Origin of the sequence: Erysipelothrix urinaevulpis (assembly GCF_009828835.1) — a bacterium.
In the GTDB taxonomy this organism is placed as follows: Bacteria; Bacillota_I; Bacilli_A; order Erysipelotrichales; family Erysipelotrichaceae; genus Erysipelothrix; species Erysipelothrix urinaevulpis.
Genome location: NZ_WTTB01000002.1, coordinates 274740 through 294900, shown reverse-complemented (window position 1 = coordinate 294900; position 20161 = coordinate 274740). Strand labels below are relative to the sequence as shown.

Here is a 20161-nt window from a genome sequence, read left to right as displayed (position 1 = left end):
AAAGGAAATTTATGGAAAAAATTGTAATTGGAAGAATAAATAAGCCCCATGGCGTTATGGGGGAATTACGCGTCAGTGTTTATACGGAGTTTATCGAAGAACGATTCAAGATTGGGGAGTCGGTTTTTGTTGAAGTTAATGACTCGCTTGTTGAATACACATTAAAATCAATGCGAAAACATAAAGATATCTTTCTTGTCCAATTCGAAGGTATCAGTAATCTTAACCAGGTTGATCATTTAAGGAATGCGTTGATTAAGATAGATTATCAGGATCTGCATGATTTACCTGAAGGCCAGTATTATTTTGTTGATTTGGTCGGACTGGATGTTTTTGTTGAAAACAATAAAATTGGTGTTATTACAGAAATATTAGATATGCCAGCGCATCCTATTATTAAAGTAAAGACAAACGATAGAGAACTGATGATTCCTTATGTGGATCGCTTTGTAAAAAAAGTAAATCTAGAAGAAAATCGTATGGATATCGATTGGTTGGAGGGCTTGTAATGAAAATAAGCATTCTAACTCTTTTTCCAGACATGTTTACAGGCTTCATTGAAACATCAATCATAAAAAAAGCCCGACTTAAAGATTTGGTTGAACTGAACATCGTCGATATGCGTGCATTTACTGAAGATAAACACAATCGTGTAGATGATTATCCTTTCGGAGGTGGTGCTGGTTTAGTTTTAATGTGTCAGCCAGTTTTAGATGCCTTAAAATCAGTGCGAACAAAGGACTCCAAGGTCATTCTTTTATCACCACAAGGCCCAACCTTAAATCAAGCCATGGCTTATGATTTATCAGAAGAAAAAGATCTCGTTTTGATCTGTGGTCATTATGAGGGGTTTGATGAAAGAATTAGAGATTATATCGATATGGAACTATCGATAGGAGATTATGTCCTTACCGGTGGTGAAGTGGCAGCGATGGTTGTAAGTGATGCGATAATTCGTCTTGTTGACGGTGTAATCACTCAAGAATCACATGAAGATGACTCGTTTTCAAACGGACTCCTCGAGTATCCGCATTATACCCGTCCAAGAGTTTATGAAGGGAAAGAAGTGCCAGAAGTTCTATTAAGCGGTCATCATGAAAATATTCGTCAATTTAGGTTAGAGAAATCGTTAGAGAAAACATTGATGAATAGACCCGATCTTTTAGAGGGACGAGACTTTACAAAGGAAGAACAAAAAATAATGGAAAAACTAAAAAAATAACACCGCATCAACATGCAGTGTTATTTTTTTTAGATTGCTTCTATTGCTTTTTCTAGTTTGAAAATTGTCTTTTTACTAATGAGTAAATATAGAACTATTTCAATGATGATGACAACTAACATAAGGATCGCTGCAGTTATCACGCTAGGGTTTTTAAAGAGGACAAATCCTAATCCACCCAAGACAATAAAAGTTGTAAACACAGGGATGACAGATGTGAAATTCTGCTTCAAGGCCTGAGTCACATCTTCCCATACTAATTTAGGGGCGAGTGTATCGGTGAGAATCCCTTCAAGAGTACTTAAATTTGTTGCAAGTAAATTCGCAAACAATGAAACGACATACAAGACTGGATTCAATTTTAAAATAAATAAAATAGCGAAACTTATAATCACTCCAGGAATGACTGTTACTATATTTGCCACAACCATTTTCACATGCATGTATTCGACTAAATTGATGGGAAACACTTGATAATGTAACATGTTTTCGCCTTCACGTGTAAATGATGTTGAGGCAATGGTTGACATGGAACTCATAAAGTATGAAAGTGTAAAACTAATAACAACAGTTCCCATTAAAACTAACATAGGTTCAATTCCACGCAAGTATTCTTGGATAAATTCTAAAATCATGAGCACTTCGCCAGTACCTGCTTCTTTTGTAAACCCAATTCCAAGCGGAATTGCAATCGAAACTGGGAAAATAATCAAGACGACAAGGTAGTTAATGGCTAATGCAGGTGTTCGAAAGATGTTTCTCATGTCTGCATTGAATAAAGCTTTAAACGGTGTTCGTGTTCTGCTTTGCTTTTTAAGTGTACTATGTTTAATTTTTTTCTTAGATTTTCCAACTTCACCTGTAGCAAGTAATCCTTTGAAATATATTTTTTCCATGATGAACAGGGTAGCAAGGAAGATTACGAGTGAGATTGAAAGGCCTAGTAGACCTAATAATAGATTTCCTTGAGTAATAAAGCGCGCATACATCGTGATGTTTGGTATAAGGTTTGATATAGAGTTAATTAAAGGTCCATCGCTGCTAACAATTGTTGCAACCCAAGCACCTTGCTCACCATTCATTCCAGAAGAAAAACTAAAATAAAAAATGAGTACAAATGCAAAGATTGATGTAACATAAGTAAATGCATCCTTGTTATTGACCTTAGGGATAAAGGAGAACAAACAAACGATAAATAAACTCGAAATCATCATTGGAATTATCGGTAATAATAATCCAACAATTACATAATTAATTAAGAAAAATACAGAGCGGTCAACTTGCCAAAAGTAATTAAAACCAAGGGGTAAGTATAAAAATGATAAAGAGATTAACCCCATCATGTAAATCGTGAATAATTTGGCTGATAATATTTGGCGTGGTGTGAGGGGCATTGGGAGTAAGCTATCAATGTCATCCGCAAAATATAAAATAGTTGGAATCGACATGAGTAACGTCACAAACAAATAAATGCTTAATCCACTCAAAGAGGTATAAATTAATAATGACTCTTGATTAATTGCAACGAGTTGTTCAATCGTTGATTGTGTCATAAAAAATGTGATACCAACCAGATAAACTCCAAAAATTCCCATTCCAATTATTCTAAGGATTTTCCTTCCTTTAGTGAGCTCTTTTTTATCATTAAACTGAGCCCCAAATGAACTCTTTAACATGACTTTTGAAAGGCTTAGTATTTTTTTCATGCTGTAACCTCTAAGAAAATTTCTTCAAGCGAAAGGTTAGCGTATTCATCTTTAAGTGAATTTAATGTACCGTTATAGACGATTTTTCCATGATTAATGATTGAGATTTCATCACATAGCTTTTCCGCAACTTCCAAAACGTGAGTTGAGAAAAAGACGATCTTACCTTGGTCTGCTCGTTGGCGCATAATTTCTTTGAGCGTGAACGCTGATTGAGGGTCTAGACCTGTCAAAGGTTCATCTAAAATTAATAGGTAAGGATCATGGATTAAACTTCCTACCACCATGATTTTTTGACGCATACCGTGTGAGTATGACGCTATTTTTTGTTGAAGAACAGTGTCGATTTTCAATGCTTTTGTGTACTGCTCGATCCGTTGTACACGAGTTTCTTTGTCGATTTCGTACATATCAGCCACAAAATTCAAGTATTCAATTCCTTTTAATTTTAAGAATGAATTTGGACTATCTGAAACATAACCAAATGCTTTTTTTGCTTCGATAGGATTTTGTGAAATGTCAAAGCCGTTGATGGTGACAGTTCCGTTATTGGGTTTCAAGATTCCGGTCATCATTTTAATCGTTGTTGTTTTACCTGCACCATTTGGTCCGATAAAACCGATGATTTGACCAGGTTTAATTTCGAGGCTTAAGTCATCGACAGCCACGTGGTCTTTCCCATAAACCTTACGTAAATTTGTTAATTCAATCATATTCTTTCCTCCTGTTGTGTTACTGACATACAACAACATTTTAGCATTACTTTAGGACTTATACAATAAAAAACCGTTAAGCTTATGCCTAACGGTTAAAGTGTTTATATTTCTGAACTGTTGAGTGTATATATAAGAAAGCAAAAACAATGAATAGAGCCAGAGAAATGATGATAAATAAAACTTTTGAAAAATCCCAAATAACTGATAATAAACGAACTGGAATCAAATCTTGATTGGTGTAAGGGGTTCGATAGACCACTTTGTCATTGTATGATATTTCTAAATTTCCCATAGAAGTATTGGCTTCGACCGGCGCAACCAAATTGTGGGGTTGATCTTTTATTTCTATTTTAATATCGTTTGGATCTAAATCTTTGGGGATATAAATGTTAATATCTTCACTTGAAAGGTATTCAAATGCTTTGGCATTTTCGATTGCTAGAGTGTCAAAGACGGTGTTTTTTGAAAGAATTGTTATGTTCTTGTAGTCTTCAAATGCTCGGGCATAAGCTAAGTTAGCGTCTTCTACTGGACCGTTTTCACTGGCCAGTTTGTTTGTGTTATAAGTGCTAATGAATATAAGTTGCTTATTATCTTTTTGAGCGTAACTGGATAAGGAGCGTTGTGCATTTTCGGTATAGCCTGATTTTGCTCCCAAAATATAATTGTTTTTATCCTTACGTGCATATTCTAAATTACGATCAACTAATTTTATACCCTCAGGATGGTGTGAGGTTTTAGAGGTTGTGTAATTTTCAGCATCGTAAATCGTCTTAAAGTCTTCGTTTTGTAATGCGTAATCAATCAAGAGTGCTAAATCATAAGCTGTTGAATAGTGATTATCTTGGTCTAAGCCAGATGTATTCATAAACAGACTGTTTTTCATTCCAATCGCTTGTGCTTTTTTATTCATTTCACTAGCGAGACCTTCAGGAGATTGGGTTAAATACCAAGAAATAATACGACTAGCATCTGCACCAGAAGGCAACATAAGACCATAAAATGCATCTTCGAGTGTAATGACTTCGTCGATTTCAAAACCAGCAATTGATGCGATAGGGGTTAGTCCGTCGTAAACAGCAGCAGGAACTTTTATTTCAATCGATGAAGGGTCTTGATCAATAAGCTCTAATGCAGTAATGAGCGTGAGTGCTTTTGTAATTGAAGCAGGTGCAATTTTTTCGTGGCTTAAAGCCTGACTCAAGACTGTTTTGGTGAGTGGGTCGTAGAGAATGTAATGCTTGCTACTAATACCTTGTTCATCCAGTGGAATTATATCGTCGCTTTCAGCAAGAACTATTCCTGGTGTAAATGAAAGAAAAATAATGAAGCTTATGATTAATAATGATATGCGTTTCATAGATGTCACTTCCTTTGAAAAATGTGCTAAAATAAGTATACCAAATTATGGAGGGCTTTGTATGAGAAAATTGCTTGTTATTGCGGATGGTCCATTAGATTTATCATTTCTTGATGAACCATTTGATACGATTGACTTGAGAGATGATGATAAAAATGTTGATTTAATGGATCTTTATGAAACAATTGAACCAAGTAAAATTAAGGAATTAAGAGAGAAAATAGAATTGATGGATCCTAAAGATATCGTCGTGGTCGGGGAGCTTGAAGGGTATCGTTGGGTAGCGACAATTGTTTGTCGTTGTTTTGGCCAATTTAATTCGTGGTTAGGTCAGTATGAAAATGATCATGGAAAAACAAAACTAAATATTAATGGTAATGATGTGAATCTACTTGCGATAGATACAATTAAAGACTGGGGGTATATTGATGAAATTAGAACTAGAGCAAATTGAGTTAAGTGGAATCAGAGCGTTCTCTGAACGGTATAAAGATCAAAAAGATACATTATTCATGACGATTGGTGAACCTGATTTTGATACACCGATTGAAATTAAGGATGCTGCCAAGAAGGCACTTGATGATAATATAACTCATTATCCACCGGCAATGGGTCTGAATCAACTTCGAGAAAAAATAGTGAGTCATGAAAACAAATTATATAAGACAAATTATACAAGTAATCACTGTATCATAACCAACGGGGCGACGGAGTCATTAGCGTTAGCGTTGTGGTCGATCCTTGAATATGGAGATGAAGTGATTGTGCCGATCCCAAGTTTTCCTTTGTATCAAACACAGGTTCAATTAGTTGGGGCAAAAGCTTGTTTATTGGATACGAGCACTCATGATTTTCAAATTACTAAAGCAATGTTAGATGCCCATGTAAGTGACAAAACTAAGGCGCTTCTTATTACGACGCCTAATAATCCAACGGGTACTATTTTCTCAAAGGAATCCAATGAGGCAATGAAATTGTTTTTAGAAGAAAACCCTGGAGTCTATCTCATTATTGATGAAGTCTATCGTGCGATGGTTTTTGGTGATGATTACCCATCAATGCGAGAGTATCCAAATCTTACAGACCGAATTATCGTTGTTCAAAGTTTTTCAAAATCCCATGCCATGACAGGATGGAGAATAGGGTATGTTTTAGCGGAAGAGAACGTAATGGATGTTATGCACAAATTACATCAAAACATGGTGACAGGAATTTCGACACTTTCTCAAAAAGGTGCTGAGAAAGCACTTGAGATTGAAATGGTTGAAATGGTTGAGACGTTTAAAGCTAGGAGTCATTATGTCTGCCAACGCTTAACAGAAATGGGGATAAACTATGTCAAACCTGAAGGTGGTTTGTATGTTTTCTTCTCTATTAAAGAGTATGGTCTAACCTCTTTTGAATTTGGTCGCCAACTTGCAGAAACTGTTGGTTTAGTTTTAATTCCAGGAGTTTATTTTGGGACGGATGGGTTTATGCGATTGTCGTTTGGTCTTCCGATGGAAGAATTGCGAAAAGGGATGGATCGTTTAGAAAGTTTTATAACTCAGCGATTATAAAAAATGATTGTCGGCTCATCATAATAAAGCACAGCTTAGACTTGTCTAGGCTGTTTTTTTATGATATTATTATCAATGGGCAATAAAGCCCTTATTCACACACCATGGATGGAACAACCCGTGCTCAAGTAGAGTTGTTGTTTTGTGGAAGTGGTGGAGGACTAACGGAAAGGTAGGAGTTTAGTTATGTCAGTTGTGACAATGAAGCAATTATTAGAAAGTGGAGTCCATTATGGACACCAAACACGTCGTTGGAATCCGAAAATGAAACCATTCATTTATACGGCAAAAAACCGCGTACACATTATCGATTTGAATAAAACACAAAGTAAAATCGATGAGGCTTATGCAGCGTTATTAGAAATCGCTGAAAATAACGGTAAGTTATTAATGGTAGGTACAAAGAAACAAGCGAAAACAATTGTACTTGAAGAAGCATTACGTTCAGGTTCATTCTTTATGAACCAACGTTGGTTAGGTGGAACTTTAACTAACTTTAGAACAATTCAAAAAAGCATTCGTCGTTTATTAGAAATTGAGGAAATGGAAAACTCAGGTTCAATAAACGTTTATACAAAGAAAGAAGTTGCATTACTACTTAAAGAAAAAGATCGTTTAGAGAATTTCTTAGGTGGAATTAAGGAAATGAAAAAACTTCCTGATGCAGTATTTGTTGTTGATCCAATCGAAGATGCTAACGCAGTAGCGGAAGCACGTAAATTAAATATTCCAGTTTTTGGAATTGTTGATACAAACTGTGATCCAGATGCAGTTGACTTTGCAATTCCTGGTAATGATGATGCAATTCGCTCAATTCGTTTAGTGTCAGCTTTAATGGCAGACGCAATGATTGAACCAAAAAATGGTATCTTAACAGTTGCTCACCAAGGTGATCAAGAAAATGACATTACAATGGAAGATGTTATTGTTAATGTAGAACAACAAAATGCAGAAAACGAACGTCGTCGTCGTCAACGTTTCGAAGAACGTCGTCAACGTAATGAACGTCGTCGTCAAAACCGTTACCAAGGACAAAATAGAGGACAAGGTAACCGTAGACCAGAAGTTAAAACAGAAAAAACAGAAGAAAAATAATTAAGATCTAATAAAATATAAAGATAGAGAGGAATTTTATATGATTACAGCAAAACTTGTTAAAGAATTACGTGATCGTACAGGAGCAGGGATGATGGATTGCAAAAAGGCGCTTGAAGCGACTGAAGGCGATATCACAAAAGCTATTGACTGGTTACGTGAAAAAGGAATCTCAAGTGCAGAGAAGAAATCAGGACGTATTGCTGCTGATGGATTGTCAAACTTGGTGGTTGATGGAAATAAAGCAGTTGTTATTGAAGTAAACTCAGAAACTGATTTTGTTGCTAAAAACGAAGAGTTCCTTAATTTAGTTAATGGATTATCAACATTGATTCTTAATGAAGAACCAAAAGATTTAGATGCTGCATTAGCACTTGATTACAATGGTTCAAGTGTTGCAGATGCAATTACTCAAGCAACAGCAAAAATTGGCGAAAAAATTTCATTGCGTCGATTTGAAATTGTAACAAAAACTGATGATCAAGTATTTGGTGAGTATATCCACATGGGTGGTCGTATTTCAGCTGTTACAGTTGTTGAAGGATCAGAAGAATTTGCACGTGATATCGCAATGCAAGTTGCATCAATGTCACCAATTTATGTTTCACGTAAAGAAGTTCCAGCAGAAGTTATGGAACATGAGAGAAATATTCAAATTGAAATTATCAAGAATGATCCAGCTTTAGCTGACAAACCTGAAAAGGTTGTTAAAGGGATTGTTGAAGGACGTGTTAATAAAACATTGCAAGATGTTTCATTAGTTGATCAACCATTCTTTAAAGATCCAAACGTTAAAGTTGCTCAAGTTCTTAAAGACCAAAATGCAGATGTTGTTTCATTTGTTCGTTTTGCAGTTGGTGAAGGAATTGAAAAACGTGAAGAAGACTTCGCTGAAGAAGTTGCAAAAGCTTCAAAAGTTAATTAATAACAAACTAACTAAAGGACACATTTTGTGTCCTTTTTGAAAGGATGGACAGCATGTATAAAAGAATTTTATTAAAACTAAGTGGTGAAGCGTTATCTAACCATGATGAAATATTTGTCCGTGAGGTATTAGATGATTTATCCTCTCAAATTAAGACAATTGTTGATTCAGGTGTTGAGGTAGCAATTGTTGTTGGTGGTGGTAACTTTGTTCGAGGTCGTATGGCAGAAGATTTAGGGATTGATCGTATCCAAGTTGATTATATGGGTATGCTAGGAACTGTGATTAATGCTCTAGCGATTCAAGGTGCTCTTGAAAGAAATGGTGTTGAAACACGTGTCCAAACAGCAATCGATATGACAAAAGTAGCTGAACCATTTATACCACGTAGAGCCATTCGACACATGGAAAAAGGTCGAGTAGTGGTCTTTGGCGCTGGAACAGGTTCTGCATTCTTTTCAACAGATACAACTGCTGCGTTACGTGCATCTGAGATTAAAGCGGATGTTATTTTAATGGCTAAAAACGGTGTTGATGGTGTGTACGATGCGGATCCTAATGTCGTTAAAACAGCTACGAAGTTTGATAGCCTTACGTATATGGATTTATTACAAAAAGGGCTTGAAGTCATGGATTCTACAGCAACTTCAATGTGTATGGATAATGATATTGATTTAATTGTCTTTAATATGAATGAGAAAAATAATATAATTAAAGCAGTAAAAGGGGAAGCTGAGGCAACCCGTATTTCTAAAGGAGGAAACTAAATGCAAGAAGGTAAATTATTAATGGAAGAAGTAATTAGTGATTTTGAAGGAAGATTAGCGACACTCAGAACTGGACGTGCAAATGCATCAATCCTTTATGGTGTTAATGTTGAGTACTATGGTACGCCAACTCCTTTAGATCAAATTGCACAAATATCTGTCGTTGAAGGAACTCAAATTGCTATTAAACCATTTGATCCATCAATTTTAAAAGAAATTGAGCGCGAGATTAATGAATCGCATTTAAATTTATTAGCACAAAATGATGGAACCAATGTCCGTATTAATGTTCCTGCATTAACAGAAGAAACACGTCGTGCTGAATCTAAAAACGTGGGTGTTTTTGCGGAAGAGGCCAAGGTTCAAATTAGAAATATTCGTCGTGATTTGAATGACGATGTTAAAGAGACAGAAGGATTACCTGAAGATCAAGAAAAAAAGATGCTTGAAGATATTCAAACTTTAACGAATGAATTCATTAAAAAAATTGATGATATTTCAAAAGCTAAAGTTGATGAAATAATGACGGTTTAATCATGGTTAAACACGTTGCTATTATTATGGATGGCAATGGTCGTTGGGCTCAAAAGAGAAATAAAAAAAGAACTGTAGGGCATTATTACGGAAGTGAAAACGTTCGTAATATTGCCCTTGAAGCTTTAGATATGGGGATCGAAGTGATTACCCTTTATGCTTTCTCAACTGAAAACTGGAAAAGACCAGAAAAAGAGATTGAGTACCTAATGAAATTGCCGGCTGTATTTTTTGATAAATTCTTAGATGAATTAATGGAAAAAGGTATTGCGATATCTACGATTGGTGATTTGTCAAGAATACCTGAAAAAACACGTAAAGTCATGGAAAATGCTGTAGAGAAAACGAAACATAATTCCAAGTTGACCTTGAATTTTGCGTTGAACTACGGTTCGCGTGATGAAATTGTTCGTGCAACAAGAGAATTGGTTCGTGATCAACCAGTAGAAATAACTGAAGAGGTTTTTTCCAGTTATTTGGATACGTCTGATTTTCCTGAAGTGGATGTATTAATTCGTACAGGTGGCGATAAGCGTTTGTCGAATTATTTATTATGGCAGTTAGCCTATGCAGAGTTGGTTTTTTTAGACTTGGCATGGCCAGATTTTACACGTGATGAATTTAGAAAATGTATCAGTGAGTTTGAAGCTCGAGAACGTACGTTTGGGGGTTTATAAGATGAAGGAAAGAATTATTACAGCAGTTGTTCTAATTGCTGTATTACTAGGAAGTGTTTTTTTGGGACCGATTGCAGTTCAAGCATTAGTTTCCTTGTTTTTAGCGGTTGGTGCTTATGAAGTGTATCGAACCCGAAGAACGAAAGTTGCACCGATTGTATTGATACCCTATGTGTTGTTTGTCTTAGGAGCTATGCTTATTCCAGAATCATTGTATGTGGTTTATGTTTCAGCAATACTTTTAGTGTTTTTTATCATGGCAGTTGTGTTCAAATGGTATACACTGGATGAACTTTCATTTTCATTCTTAATGATTGTTATGTTGGTAACAACAGCTGTTGCGTTTAAGCGCTTGCTTGAAATTGACATGGTTGTATTAATCTATCCAATGATTGCTGCTTTTGGTGCAGATACGTGTGCATTTTTTGGTGGAAAAATGTTTGGAAAGACGAAACTCATTCCAAGATTATCACCTAATAAAACAGTAGAGGGAGCAATTGCAGGCTATGTTGGGGGTGTCATCCTATCATTTGTCTTTGCTTACTTCGTTGTTCAAGCACACATTGATTTAATTCCACTTGTTGTTGCTTCATTATTAATGCCGATCCTTTCACAATTGGGGGATTTATCCTTTAGTTTAGTAAAAAGACGCTATGACATTAAAGACTTCGGCCATATCTTTCCAGGACATGGTGGAGTTTTGGATCGGATTGATTCACTCGTATTTGCAATTTTAACACTTAATATAGTACTATCAGTTTTGGTAGGGTAAGAGAGGGTGTTTACTTATGATTTTTAATATACTTGTTTTTGCGTTGGTTATGGGAATAATTGTTTTGATTCATGAACTAGGACACCTACTTGCCGCTAAGAAGTTTGGCGTATACTGTCATGAATTTGCAATTGGAATGGGACCAGTTCTGTTCAAACTGAAGAAACCTGAATGGGAAACAACTTACAGCATCCGTGCATTTCCATTAGGTGGATTTGTTGCGATGGCAGGTGAAGATGCACCAGTAGAAGATAATATTGAGGTTCCTGAAGAACGGACAATTAATGGGATAAAACCATGGAAAAGACTGATTGTGATGCTCGCAGGTGTCACCATGAACTTTATTTTAGCATTCTTGATTTTCTGGGGGATGAGTACTTACAATGGGACCGTTGATATGCCAAAAGCGGAAATCGCAACGGTACAAGAAAACTCTCCAGCAGCTGAAGCAGGACTTCAAGCCAATGATAAATTTGTTGAGTTTAATTTTCATGATGGAACTCATTTAAAACCTAAAACATTTAATGAAGTTTTTATTGCCTTAGAGACATATGGTCAATATGGCTTTGATGTGACAGTTGATCGTCAAGGTGAGACATTCACAACCACGATTCATCCAGAACGCGATGAGAAGGATGAGCGTTATATTATGGGGATCACTGCACCAGCGGGTAAACATCGTGATTTAACAGTCTTTTCAGCAATTCCGGTGGCACTGCTTGAGATTAAAACAGTTATCGTACAATTCTTCTTTATTATTACACGATTGTTCAGAGGCATTGGTTTAAATAATGTTGGAGGACCTATCGGGATATTTGAAGTAACGTCGCAGGTTAGAACTTATGGATTTTTATTCTTTTTAAATTTAGTGGCTTTACTTTCTGTTAACCTAGCGGTTGTTAATTTATTGCCAATTCCAGTGATGGATGGTGGACGTGCTATACTTACATTGATTGAGATGATCACAGGCAAACCAATTAATAAAAAACTTGAGGAAGTGATTATGATGATTGGTGTTGTCTTAATTTTTGCATTGTTTATCTTTATCATGTTAAATGATATACGAAAGCTTTTCTAAAATATGGTATAATAGTTTAAAAGGAGTAAAATATGGCGTATAAAATTGAGGAAAACCCACTGCCCACGTTTTGGGCAGCAACAATGAAAATGACAATCCCTGAATATTCAGTTGATCTTTATGAGCGTGCTTTAAAGACGTTAACAAAAGAGTTACAACAAATGGGGGTTGAAATACAAAATCCTGAATACAATTTTACTATGGCAGAAGAAAAATCATCGAAAATTGAATTGATCGATGTAGAGCTTGCTGTTGCGGTTGTAAATCCAGGTGTTGATACAAATATTATTAAATTCAAACAATTTGATGAGGAACCTCTCATGATTCGTATTAAAGCGGATGAATTTATGGATATCCACACAGGGATTGCGGAATGGTTGCATGATAATGGATATGAAGCTGATGGGAACTTGAGAAGAGTTCTAAGCAGTGAAGATATTTATGTTTACGACTGTCCTTACAAACCGTCAGAAGATTAAATAATGTTAAAGAAGCTTCGGCTTCTTTTTTTTATCTAAAATATAATTGAAAACAAGTCATTCATTGCCATAAGAATATCACATTAAAGATGAGAGATTCTTATGGTTTTTCTGTACAATCGATCCATTTTTTTTAAAACACCTCGAGTAAACTTCATGAAAAACTCTTATTTCCACACAATATAGCCGCAGTAAACAACATAAAACAACATATATCCTGCAATAACCAACAGAAAACAACAAATAACCATTGTAAGCGCTTTACACTTGTGCTATATTATAGTCGAAAGGAGAAATCATAGTTTAAGAATATTTGCTTGTGTTTTGTATAGCTATTAAAATATAAGGAGGAATATAATGGATAGCAAAGTTAATAAAAAAAGATGGTGGGAAAAAATCCCGCATACATATGTGATTTTGTTTTTAATGATAGTTATCGCAGCAGTCTTAACATGGGTACTACCTGCTGGACAGTTTGAAAGAGTGGATGTTGAGGGGCTTTCAAGACCTGTTGTTGTACCGGGATCATATCACACAGTTGAGCAAAGTGGTGTTGGTATTTGGGGTGTTTTTAAATCGATTCCTGAGGGAATGGTTGGAGCAAGCTCAATTATTTTCTTAATTATGATTTCTACAGCTGCGTTTGGTATTATTACTGAAACAGGGGCGTTAGAAAATGGGATGGGGGTTTTGCTTAATAAAGTAGAAACTTCTAAAATTCCTAAGACGGCAGTCATTTGGGTGATTACATTCCTATTCTCTGCCATTGGTATTATTGTTGGTCCAGAAATACAGATACCATTTACTTTAATTGGGGTCAGTATAGCGCTGGGACTTGGTTTTGATTTAATTGTTGGGTTAGGGATGATTATGGGTGGTGGTTATGCGGGTTGGAACTTTAGCCCTATTAACGCATCCATTGTTGGAACTGCTCACGAAATAACCGGATTGCCTATTTTCTCAGGTATGGGTTTCCGATTCTTGACAGCATTTTTAGCAACTGCACTTGTAGCAACAGTTGTGTCAATTTATGCTAAACGAATTGAAGCGAATCCTGATAAAAGTTTGGTTAAAGATGTATCGACAGAGGGTCTGGGACTTTCTAAAGAATTGCATGAATACAAGATTGAAGGAAAACATATTTCAGTTCTCGTAATTTTATTAGGTATTTTTGTCGCAATCATTTATGGTTCAAGTAAGCTTGGATGGTATTTAGATGAAATGTCGACAGTCTTCTTAATTGGTGGTCTACTCGCTGGATTTGTTTATGGATTTACAACCGATGAAATCATTGATTTGTTCATTAAGGGTGTAAGTTCTGCAGCTAGTGTTGCATTAATATTAGGGATTGCACGTGGAATTCAAATTACGTTGGAACAAGGAATGATCATGGATACAATCATCAATGCCTTATCAGCACCTCTTGCTAATTTTGGTCCAACCTTTGGAGCGATTATGATGTCAATCGTTACTGCGATTGTTCATTTCTTCATTCCATCAGGTAGTGGATTAGCCGTATCATTAATGCCTGTTCTTTCACCACTTGGTACAATCGTTGGTGTTACACAACAAACAACCGTGCTTGCTTTCCAATTCGGAGCAACCATACCAAACTATATCTTCCCTACAGTTGGGGCTACGATGGCAATGCTTGGTATAGCACGAGTACCTATTGATAAATGGATGAAATTCGCACTTAAATTAACAGCACTTATGTTTGTGTTGTCTTGGATCTTATTGGCGGTAGCGGTCATTATTGGATATTAGGTTTTAGTTAGGAGATTGTAATGGAAAAAGTTTATAGAAGTATACAAAAAAGTGTTAAGGACATTGCTCAAAAATCATATCGTAATAACTTAGTTGCTGGAACAAGTGGTAATGTAAGTTTTTATGATAGAGATCATGAAGTTATGGCTATTACTGCGTCAAACTTAGATTATGAAATTATGGAAACAGAAGATATTGTGTTGATGAAGTTAGATGGTGAAATTCTTTATAATCGAGATATTCACAAACCTTCATCAGAATGGCAAATGCATGCGGAAATCTACAAAGGGTTAGAGAATGTCAATTCAGTCATTCATACCCATTCCCCAAGAGCGACAAGTTTTGCAGTTGTTCATCAGGATATACCGTTAATATTAGTTGAAATGTTGCCTTTTCTAGGAGGCGATATTCCACGAGCTAAATTTGCGTTACCTGGGACTGATGCATTAGGAAAATCAGCAGTTGCTGCATTGCAAGAGCGAAATGCATGTCTTTTGGAAAATCATGGTGTTGTCGCTGTAGGTTCTACAGTAGAACAAGCTTACATTCGTGCTGTTTATGTTGAAGATGCAGCTACAATCTATCACTATGCACGACAAGTAGGTCATCCAGTTATTGTCTCTGAAAAAGATCAAGAAAAAATGAAAGAAAAATACAAAAGGTAGCTTAATGCTACCTTTATGATTCAAGGAGGAACTATGAAAGAACTTGTATTACCAGCGATTAATAAATTTGGTTCAGGATGTATTTCATTACTGGGTGAAATGGCAAAAGAAAAAAAACTTAAGAAAGCATTAATTATTACGGATGAAAATCTAAACAAATTAGGTGTCTTAAATGGCGTTTATACAAGTTTAGAAAATCATAATATTGCATATGTTGTTTATGATAATGTACACCCAAATCCAACCATTACCAATGTCAATGAAGCAACTGCACTTTATCATGACTATGCTTGTGATTTCATTGTTGGAGTTGGTGGTGGTTCACCCAACGATTGTTCAAAAGCAGTAGGGATATTAGCAAGTAATGGTGGCGATATTAAGGATTATGAAGGATTTAATCAATCGAATCACCCTGCACCTTTAACATTTTTAGTGAATACAACAGCAGGGACTGCGAGTGAAATATCACGAGCATATTTGATATCAGATCCAGATAAACAAGAAAAGCTTATCTTTAAAGATATCAATGCCTTACCGTATTGCTCCTTTAATGATGCAGATATGATGATTAATTTGCCAGCATCAATTACAGCATCAACGGGAATGGACGCACTAACTCATGCGATTGAAAGTTATGTATCGGTGGGTGCATATCGTTTAACAAAAGAGTTGTCCTTATCAGCAATCAAACTGGTTTTTGAAAACTTGGTAGAAGCTTGTGAAAATGGTAAAAATGTTGAAGCAAGAGATAATATGATCTATGCACAAACACTTGCAGGAATTGCTTTTGCTAATGCTGGGTTGGGACTTGTGCATTCGATGGCTCATGCGCTGGGTGGCGTTTATAATCTTCCGCATGGTTTATGCAATGCAATTTTACTACCTGAAGTCATGGTTTATAATAATAAAAAAGTTGAAGCTGAGTATGCTGAAATTACCGATTACTTATATCCAGGATTAATGATGACAACATCAGAAAAAGCAGTTTATCTCATTGAAAAAGTGAATGAATTGTCTATCAGGGTAAAAACAAAGACCCCGTTAAATGAATTGGGTGTAAGTATAGATGGTCTAGATATACTTGCTGATAAAGCACTGGAGGATGGTAATTTACCAAGAAATCCAATCCAGCCGACAAAAAAAGAGATACTTGAGATATACGAAAGAGTGTACTGAATATGAATGAATTCACAATTGTTCCTTACTCAAATGAATATTCTAAAGATCTCAATAAAGTAAGAACATGTAAGGATGTCTACCCTAATTTATTGTCGATGCCTTATGAATCTGAGGCAGAGACTCAGGCGTACTTTGAGGGAAAAAACAAGTTTAATACACTTGCCGTTGTTGATGGTAAAGCTATAGCTTATGCACAATTGCGATTGAGTAAAAATGTTCGAAAAAAACATAAAGCTCAAATTTCAATCGCAGTGCATCCAGATCATTATCGTAAGAAAATAGGTTATCATCTAATGAAGGAAATCATTGAAATTGGCGATAAATGGCTTGATTTACATAAACTTGATTTAACAGTATTACAGTCTAATACACCAGCTGTGCAGTTATACAAAAAGCTTGGTTTTGTGATAGAAGGTGACTTTAAAGAAGATACGATTGTGAATGGAACGTATGAAGACGTTTATTATATGGGATTAATGCTTAAAAATAAGGAGGAAAAATGAGTAAAAATATTGAATTAGAAACAAAATTATTACAATTAGTTGAGGAAAACACATCAATTTTCCCTAAGGACGCCAAACTTGAGATTAGTGAAGTGGGGGATGGCAATGTTAACTATATCTATCGGGTGAATGATGAAGACCATTCGGTTATTGTTAAATTCGCAAATAGCTTTATTCGAGATTCAGACACACGAGAGTTATCAACGAAGCGAAATGAAATAGAATATGAAATTTTAACAAGACAAAACCAATTAAGCCCTGGTTCTGTACCGGTAGTTTATCATTATTCTTCGGATATGAATTGTATTATTATGGAAGATTTATCAAGTTTTGATGTGCTACGTGAAGGATTAAAAGAATATAAAACCTATCCACATCTTGCAAAAAAACTAAGTCGTTTTCTGTATGATGTACTATTTAAAACAACTGATTTAGTGATGGATGAGGAAGAAAAAAAGAATTTGGCAGGTCACTTGGTGAATGTTGATATGTGTGAGATCTCTGAGCGATTAGTTTTTACAGAGCCTTATTTAAATAATCAAAAATTAAATCGTTATCATGCATCGAATGAAGATTTCGTTACAAAGGAACTATACAAAAATGACAAACTTAAATTAGAAGTAGCAAAATTAAAAAATCAATTTATGAATAACACGGAGTCTATGATTCATGGTGATCTCCATTCAGGTTCAATTTTTATAAGTCATGATGATTTCAAAGTATTTGACCCAGAGTTTTCATTTTATGGACCGATGGGATATGACATTGGTAATGTTATAGCAAGTTTAACAATTTCGTATGTCGTTTCTAAATATGAAAATAAGAGTGAACATGAAAACTATCAAGAATGGTTGCTTGATTCAATCAAAGAAATGATCGATGAGTTTATTGTGATTTATCACAATGAATATGAAAAAGATGTAACGACTTATATGTTCAACAATAGTGACTTTAAAGATTATTATCTAGAAAAAATAATGAGTGATACCGCCGGTTATGCTGGAACAGAGATGATTCGAAGAACTGTTGGTGTTGCTAAGGTTTGGGATTTAGATCGAGTACAAGACCATGAGAAAATTGCTGAGATAGAACGATCAATACTATCAATCGGTAAAGACCTTATCTTAAATCGTGATAAAATCCAAGTAGGTAATGATTTTACGTCAATTATAAATGAAAGTGTGCAGGTGTAAAGATGAGAGTTGATAAAGATTTAGCTTTTATTTTGCAGTTCGAAAATGTTGCGTGGTTTGAAGATGGTGTCGTTCGAATTTTAGATCGAAGAATTTATCCGATGGAAACTGAATATGTTGTTTGTCATACTCATCATGATGTGGTGAAAGCGATTCAAGACATGGTAACACAAAGTGGTGGACCCTATCTTGCTGCATCGATGGGAATGGTCCTTGCTGCGCATGAATGTAAAATAAAAAACTTAGATAAAAAAGAAACCATTGCTTTTATGCGTGAAGCAGCAGATGCAATTGCGAATGCCCGTCCAACAACATCAAGCAGGATGAAAAATATTGTTGACCAATCATATGCAAAAGTAATTGAAAATGACTGGCACAATCATGATGCTCTAATTGAACTTGTTAAAGAATACGCGATTGAAGAAGTAAGTGGTCGCTATTCCAGGATTGAGAAAATGGGAGAGCAATTAGCAACGAAGGTTCCTAAAGGCGGAACAGTTATGACCCAATGTTTTGCAGAAACGATTGTGGGGATGTTATGTCGACATTTGAAGTTACAAGGAAAAGAAGATGTTAAATTTATAACACCTGAAACACGACCTTATTTACAAGGTGCTCGATTAACAGCAAGTGTAATCAATGATATGGGATTTGATGTTCATGTCATTACCGATAATATGCCAGGTTATATTATGAAAGAAAAGAAGGTTGATTTATTTACATCTGCATCTGATATGATAACTCAAGATGGTCATGTTATTAATAAAGTTGGAACATTTCAAATTGCTGTCTTAGCACATTATCATGGCATCCCTTATTATGTTACGGGAGCCCCAAGTACCATCCATAAAGATCTTGAAACCATTGAAATTGAAGAAAGAGATCATAACGATGTACTGACTCATTTAGGTAAAAAAGCTACAATGGATGGTGTGAAAGCATACTATCCAGCATTCGATATTACGCCTCCACAATTTTGTAGCGGTGTGATTACTGAAAAAGGAATATTTTCACCCTTTGATTTAGATAGTTATTTCAAATAGGAGGAGCATTCATCTTCTACTGTATTAATGCTATACTATAAGAGTTAGAAGGAGGATTGTTCATGTTACAAATTACCAGAAGAGAAATGATAAAGTCGATTTTATTAGAGAAAAAGACAGTCCACGTTTCAAAATTATCAAAACAGTTTAATGTGAGTGAAGAAACGATTAGACGTGATTTAAATGATTTAGAAAAAGAGGGTTTTTTGGATAAAATTCATGGTGGTGCTGTTTTATCAAATCGAGTTCAAAGTTATGTCGACAATACTGTTCTAAGAACAATCTTCAAGGAAAATAAGGAAATCATTGCCCGACGAGTGCGAAAAAACCTTAATTCAGGTGACTGTATATTTTTAGATTCATCGACAACCTCATTGAGTATTGCCGAGTCAATTCTTAATGAAAATCTAATTGTAGTGACAAATTCAATTGATATTCTTCATTTTCTTAGTAGTAGTAAAACAATTGATCTTGTAGGAATTGGTGGAAACTATTTGTCTCAAAATAGAAGTTTTGTGGGACCGAATGCAATTCAACAAGTTGAGCGTTATCATTTTGACAAGGTTTTCATTTCACCCAAATCGATGGACATTAAGGCTGGTTTTACAGATATTGATGAGGATATTGTGATGTTGAATCGGACTGTTTTGAATCGTGGCGCTGAGAAAATAATTGTCGCAGATCACTCTAAATTTGATAAAGTGTCATTTGTCCATTTAGCAAATCTTGATCGAGTGGATACAATCATCACAGATAATAGTCTTCCCCAAGAATGGAAAGACAAATTGAATGAATTATCGATTCGATATATTGACAATGATGCCTTCACAAACTATGAATAAATTGACACTGCGTTTAAAACGCAGTGTTTTTTCAAACAAAAAAAGTGCTAAAGTCAGCACTTTTAGAAGAAAGTATATG

The 20161-nt window shown here is 35.4% G+C and carries 22 protein-coding genes; 19 read left to right on the top strand and 3 right to left on the bottom strand.

The window, feature by feature from the left end; translation table 11 throughout:
* Positions 1-11: 11 nt before the first annotated feature.
* The gene (rimM, locus tag GVV10_RS03475) at positions 12-509 is read left to right on the top strand and encodes a ribosome maturation factor RimM (RefSeq protein WP_159519629.1); all 498 of its coding nucleotides are present in this window, start codon (positions 12-14) and stop codon (positions 507-509) included.
* A complete protein-coding gene (gene trmD / locus GVV10_RS03470) occupies positions 509-1222 on the top strand; it encodes a tRNA (guanosine(37)-N1)-methyltransferase TrmD (RefSeq protein ID WP_159519627.1) in 714 nt (237 codons plus the stop codon). Before rimM ends, trmD begins: the two co-directional genes overlap by 1 nt.
* A 29-nt stretch (positions 1223-1251) precedes the next feature.
* Here the strand turns inward: trmD and GVV10_RS03465 are convergent, their stop codons facing one another.
* The 3 genes from GVV10_RS03465 to GVV10_RS03455 all read right to left on the bottom strand — a co-directional run bounded on the left by GVV10_RS03465 (position 1252) and on the right by GVV10_RS03455 (position 5004).
* A complete protein-coding gene (locus GVV10_RS03465) occupies positions 1252-2928 on the bottom strand; it encodes a hypothetical protein (RefSeq protein ID WP_159519625.1) in 1677 nt (558 codons plus the stop codon).
* On the bottom strand, positions 2925-3641 hold the full coding sequence (locus tag GVV10_RS03460) for an ABC transporter ATP-binding protein (RefSeq protein WP_159519623.1): 717 nt from the start codon (positions 3639-3641) through the stop codon (positions 2925-2927). Before GVV10_RS03460 ends, GVV10_RS03465 begins: the two co-directional genes overlap by 4 nt.
* A gap of 88 nt (positions 3642-3729) precedes the next feature.
* A complete protein-coding gene (locus GVV10_RS03455) occupies positions 3730-5004 on the bottom strand; it encodes a D-alanyl-D-alanine carboxypeptidase family protein (RefSeq protein ID WP_159519621.1) in 1275 nt (424 codons plus the stop codon).
* A 61-nt stretch (positions 5005-5065) separates the two neighbouring features.
* Between GVV10_RS03455 and GVV10_RS03450 the strand changes: the two genes are divergently transcribed.
* From GVV10_RS03450 to GVV10_RS03370, 17 genes are all read left to right on the top strand, one after another.
* Positions 5066-5458, top strand: coding sequence for a hypothetical protein (locus GVV10_RS03450; protein WP_159519619.1), 393 nt, complete (start codon positions 5066-5068; stop codon positions 5456-5458).
* A complete protein-coding gene (locus GVV10_RS03445; RefSeq protein ID WP_159519617.1) occupies positions 5433-6563 on the top strand; it encodes a pyridoxal phosphate-dependent aminotransferase in 1131 nt (376 codons plus the stop codon). Before GVV10_RS03450 ends, GVV10_RS03445 begins: the two co-directional genes overlap by 26 nt.
* Positions 6564-6749: 186 nt before the next feature.
* Positions 6750-7658: a 30S ribosomal protein S2 gene (gene rpsB / locus GVV10_RS03440; RefSeq protein WP_159519614.1), complete on the top strand. Its 909-nt coding sequence runs from the start codon at positions 6750-6752 to the stop codon at positions 7656-7658.
* Between the two features lie 40 nt (positions 7659-7698).
* A complete protein-coding gene (gene tsf / locus GVV10_RS03435; protein WP_159519612.1) occupies positions 7699-8583 on the top strand; it encodes a translation elongation factor Ts in 885 nt (294 codons plus the stop codon).
* Positions 8584-8636: 53 nt separating this feature from the next.
* Positions 8637-9350 carry a UMP kinase gene (pyrH, locus tag GVV10_RS03430; RefSeq protein ID WP_159519610.1) on the top strand — a complete coding sequence of 238 codons (714 nt, stop codon included), beginning with the start codon at positions 8637-8639 and terminating at the stop codon, positions 9348-9350.
* Positions 9351-9884 (top strand): ribosome recycling factor, encoded by a 534-nt coding sequence (gene frr, locus GVV10_RS03425; protein WP_159519608.1) that lies wholly within the window; start codon positions 9351-9353, stop codon positions 9882-9884.
* Between the two features lie 2 nt (positions 9885-9886).
* A complete protein-coding gene (locus GVV10_RS03420) occupies positions 9887-10561 on the top strand; it encodes an isoprenyl transferase (RefSeq protein ID WP_159519606.1) in 675 nt (224 codons plus the stop codon).
* A 1-nt stretch (position 10562) separates the two neighbouring features.
* Positions 10563-11333, top strand: a complete 771-nt coding sequence (locus tag GVV10_RS03415) for a phosphatidate cytidylyltransferase (protein WP_159519604.1) — start codon at positions 10563-10565, stop codon at positions 11331-11333.
* Between the two features lie 16 nt (positions 11334-11349).
* Positions 11350-12411: an RIP metalloprotease RseP gene (gene rseP / locus GVV10_RS03410; RefSeq protein WP_159519602.1), complete on the top strand. Its 1062-nt coding sequence runs from the start codon at positions 11350-11352 to the stop codon at positions 12409-12411.
* A 32-nt stretch (positions 12412-12443) separates the two neighbouring features.
* The gene (locus tag GVV10_RS03405) at positions 12444-12890 is read left to right on the top strand and encodes a hypothetical protein (protein WP_159519600.1); all 447 of its coding nucleotides are present in this window, start codon (positions 12444-12446) and stop codon (positions 12888-12890) included.
* A 357-nt stretch (positions 12891-13247) separates the two neighbouring features.
* Positions 13248-14657: a YfcC family protein gene (locus GVV10_RS03400; protein ID WP_159519598.1), complete on the top strand. Its 1410-nt coding sequence runs from the start codon at positions 13248-13250 to the stop codon at positions 14655-14657.
* A 20-nt stretch (positions 14658-14677) separates the two neighbouring features.
* Positions 14678-15322, top strand: coding sequence for a class II aldolase/adducin family protein (locus tag GVV10_RS03395; protein ID WP_159519596.1), 645 nt, complete (start codon positions 14678-14680; stop codon positions 15320-15322).
* Between the two features lie 33 nt (positions 15323-15355).
* Positions 15356-16498: an iron-containing alcohol dehydrogenase gene (locus GVV10_RS03390; RefSeq protein ID WP_159519594.1), complete on the top strand. Its 1143-nt coding sequence runs from the start codon at positions 15356-15358 to the stop codon at positions 16496-16498.
* 2 nt (positions 16499-16500) lie between these two features.
* Positions 16501-17004 (top strand): GNAT family N-acetyltransferase, encoded by a 504-nt coding sequence (locus GVV10_RS03385; RefSeq protein ID WP_159519592.1) that lies wholly within the window; start codon positions 16501-16503, stop codon positions 17002-17004.
* Positions 17001-18197, top strand: coding sequence for an S-methyl-5-thioribose kinase (mtnK, locus tag GVV10_RS03380; RefSeq protein ID WP_159519590.1), 1197 nt, complete (start codon positions 17001-17003; stop codon positions 18195-18197). Before GVV10_RS03385 ends, mtnK begins: the two co-directional genes overlap by 4 nt.
* Positions 18198-18199: 2 nt before the next feature.
* Positions 18200-19240, top strand: a complete 1041-nt coding sequence (locus GVV10_RS03375; protein ID WP_159519588.1) for an S-methyl-5-thioribose-1-phosphate isomerase — start codon at positions 18200-18202, stop codon at positions 19238-19240.
* 62 nt (positions 19241-19302) lie between these two features.
* Positions 19303-20082 carry a DeoR/GlpR family DNA-binding transcription regulator gene (locus tag GVV10_RS03370; RefSeq protein WP_159519586.1) on the top strand — a complete coding sequence of 260 codons (780 nt, stop codon included), beginning with the start codon at positions 19303-19305 and terminating at the stop codon, positions 20080-20082.
* Positions 20083-20161: the final 79 nt, after the last annotated feature.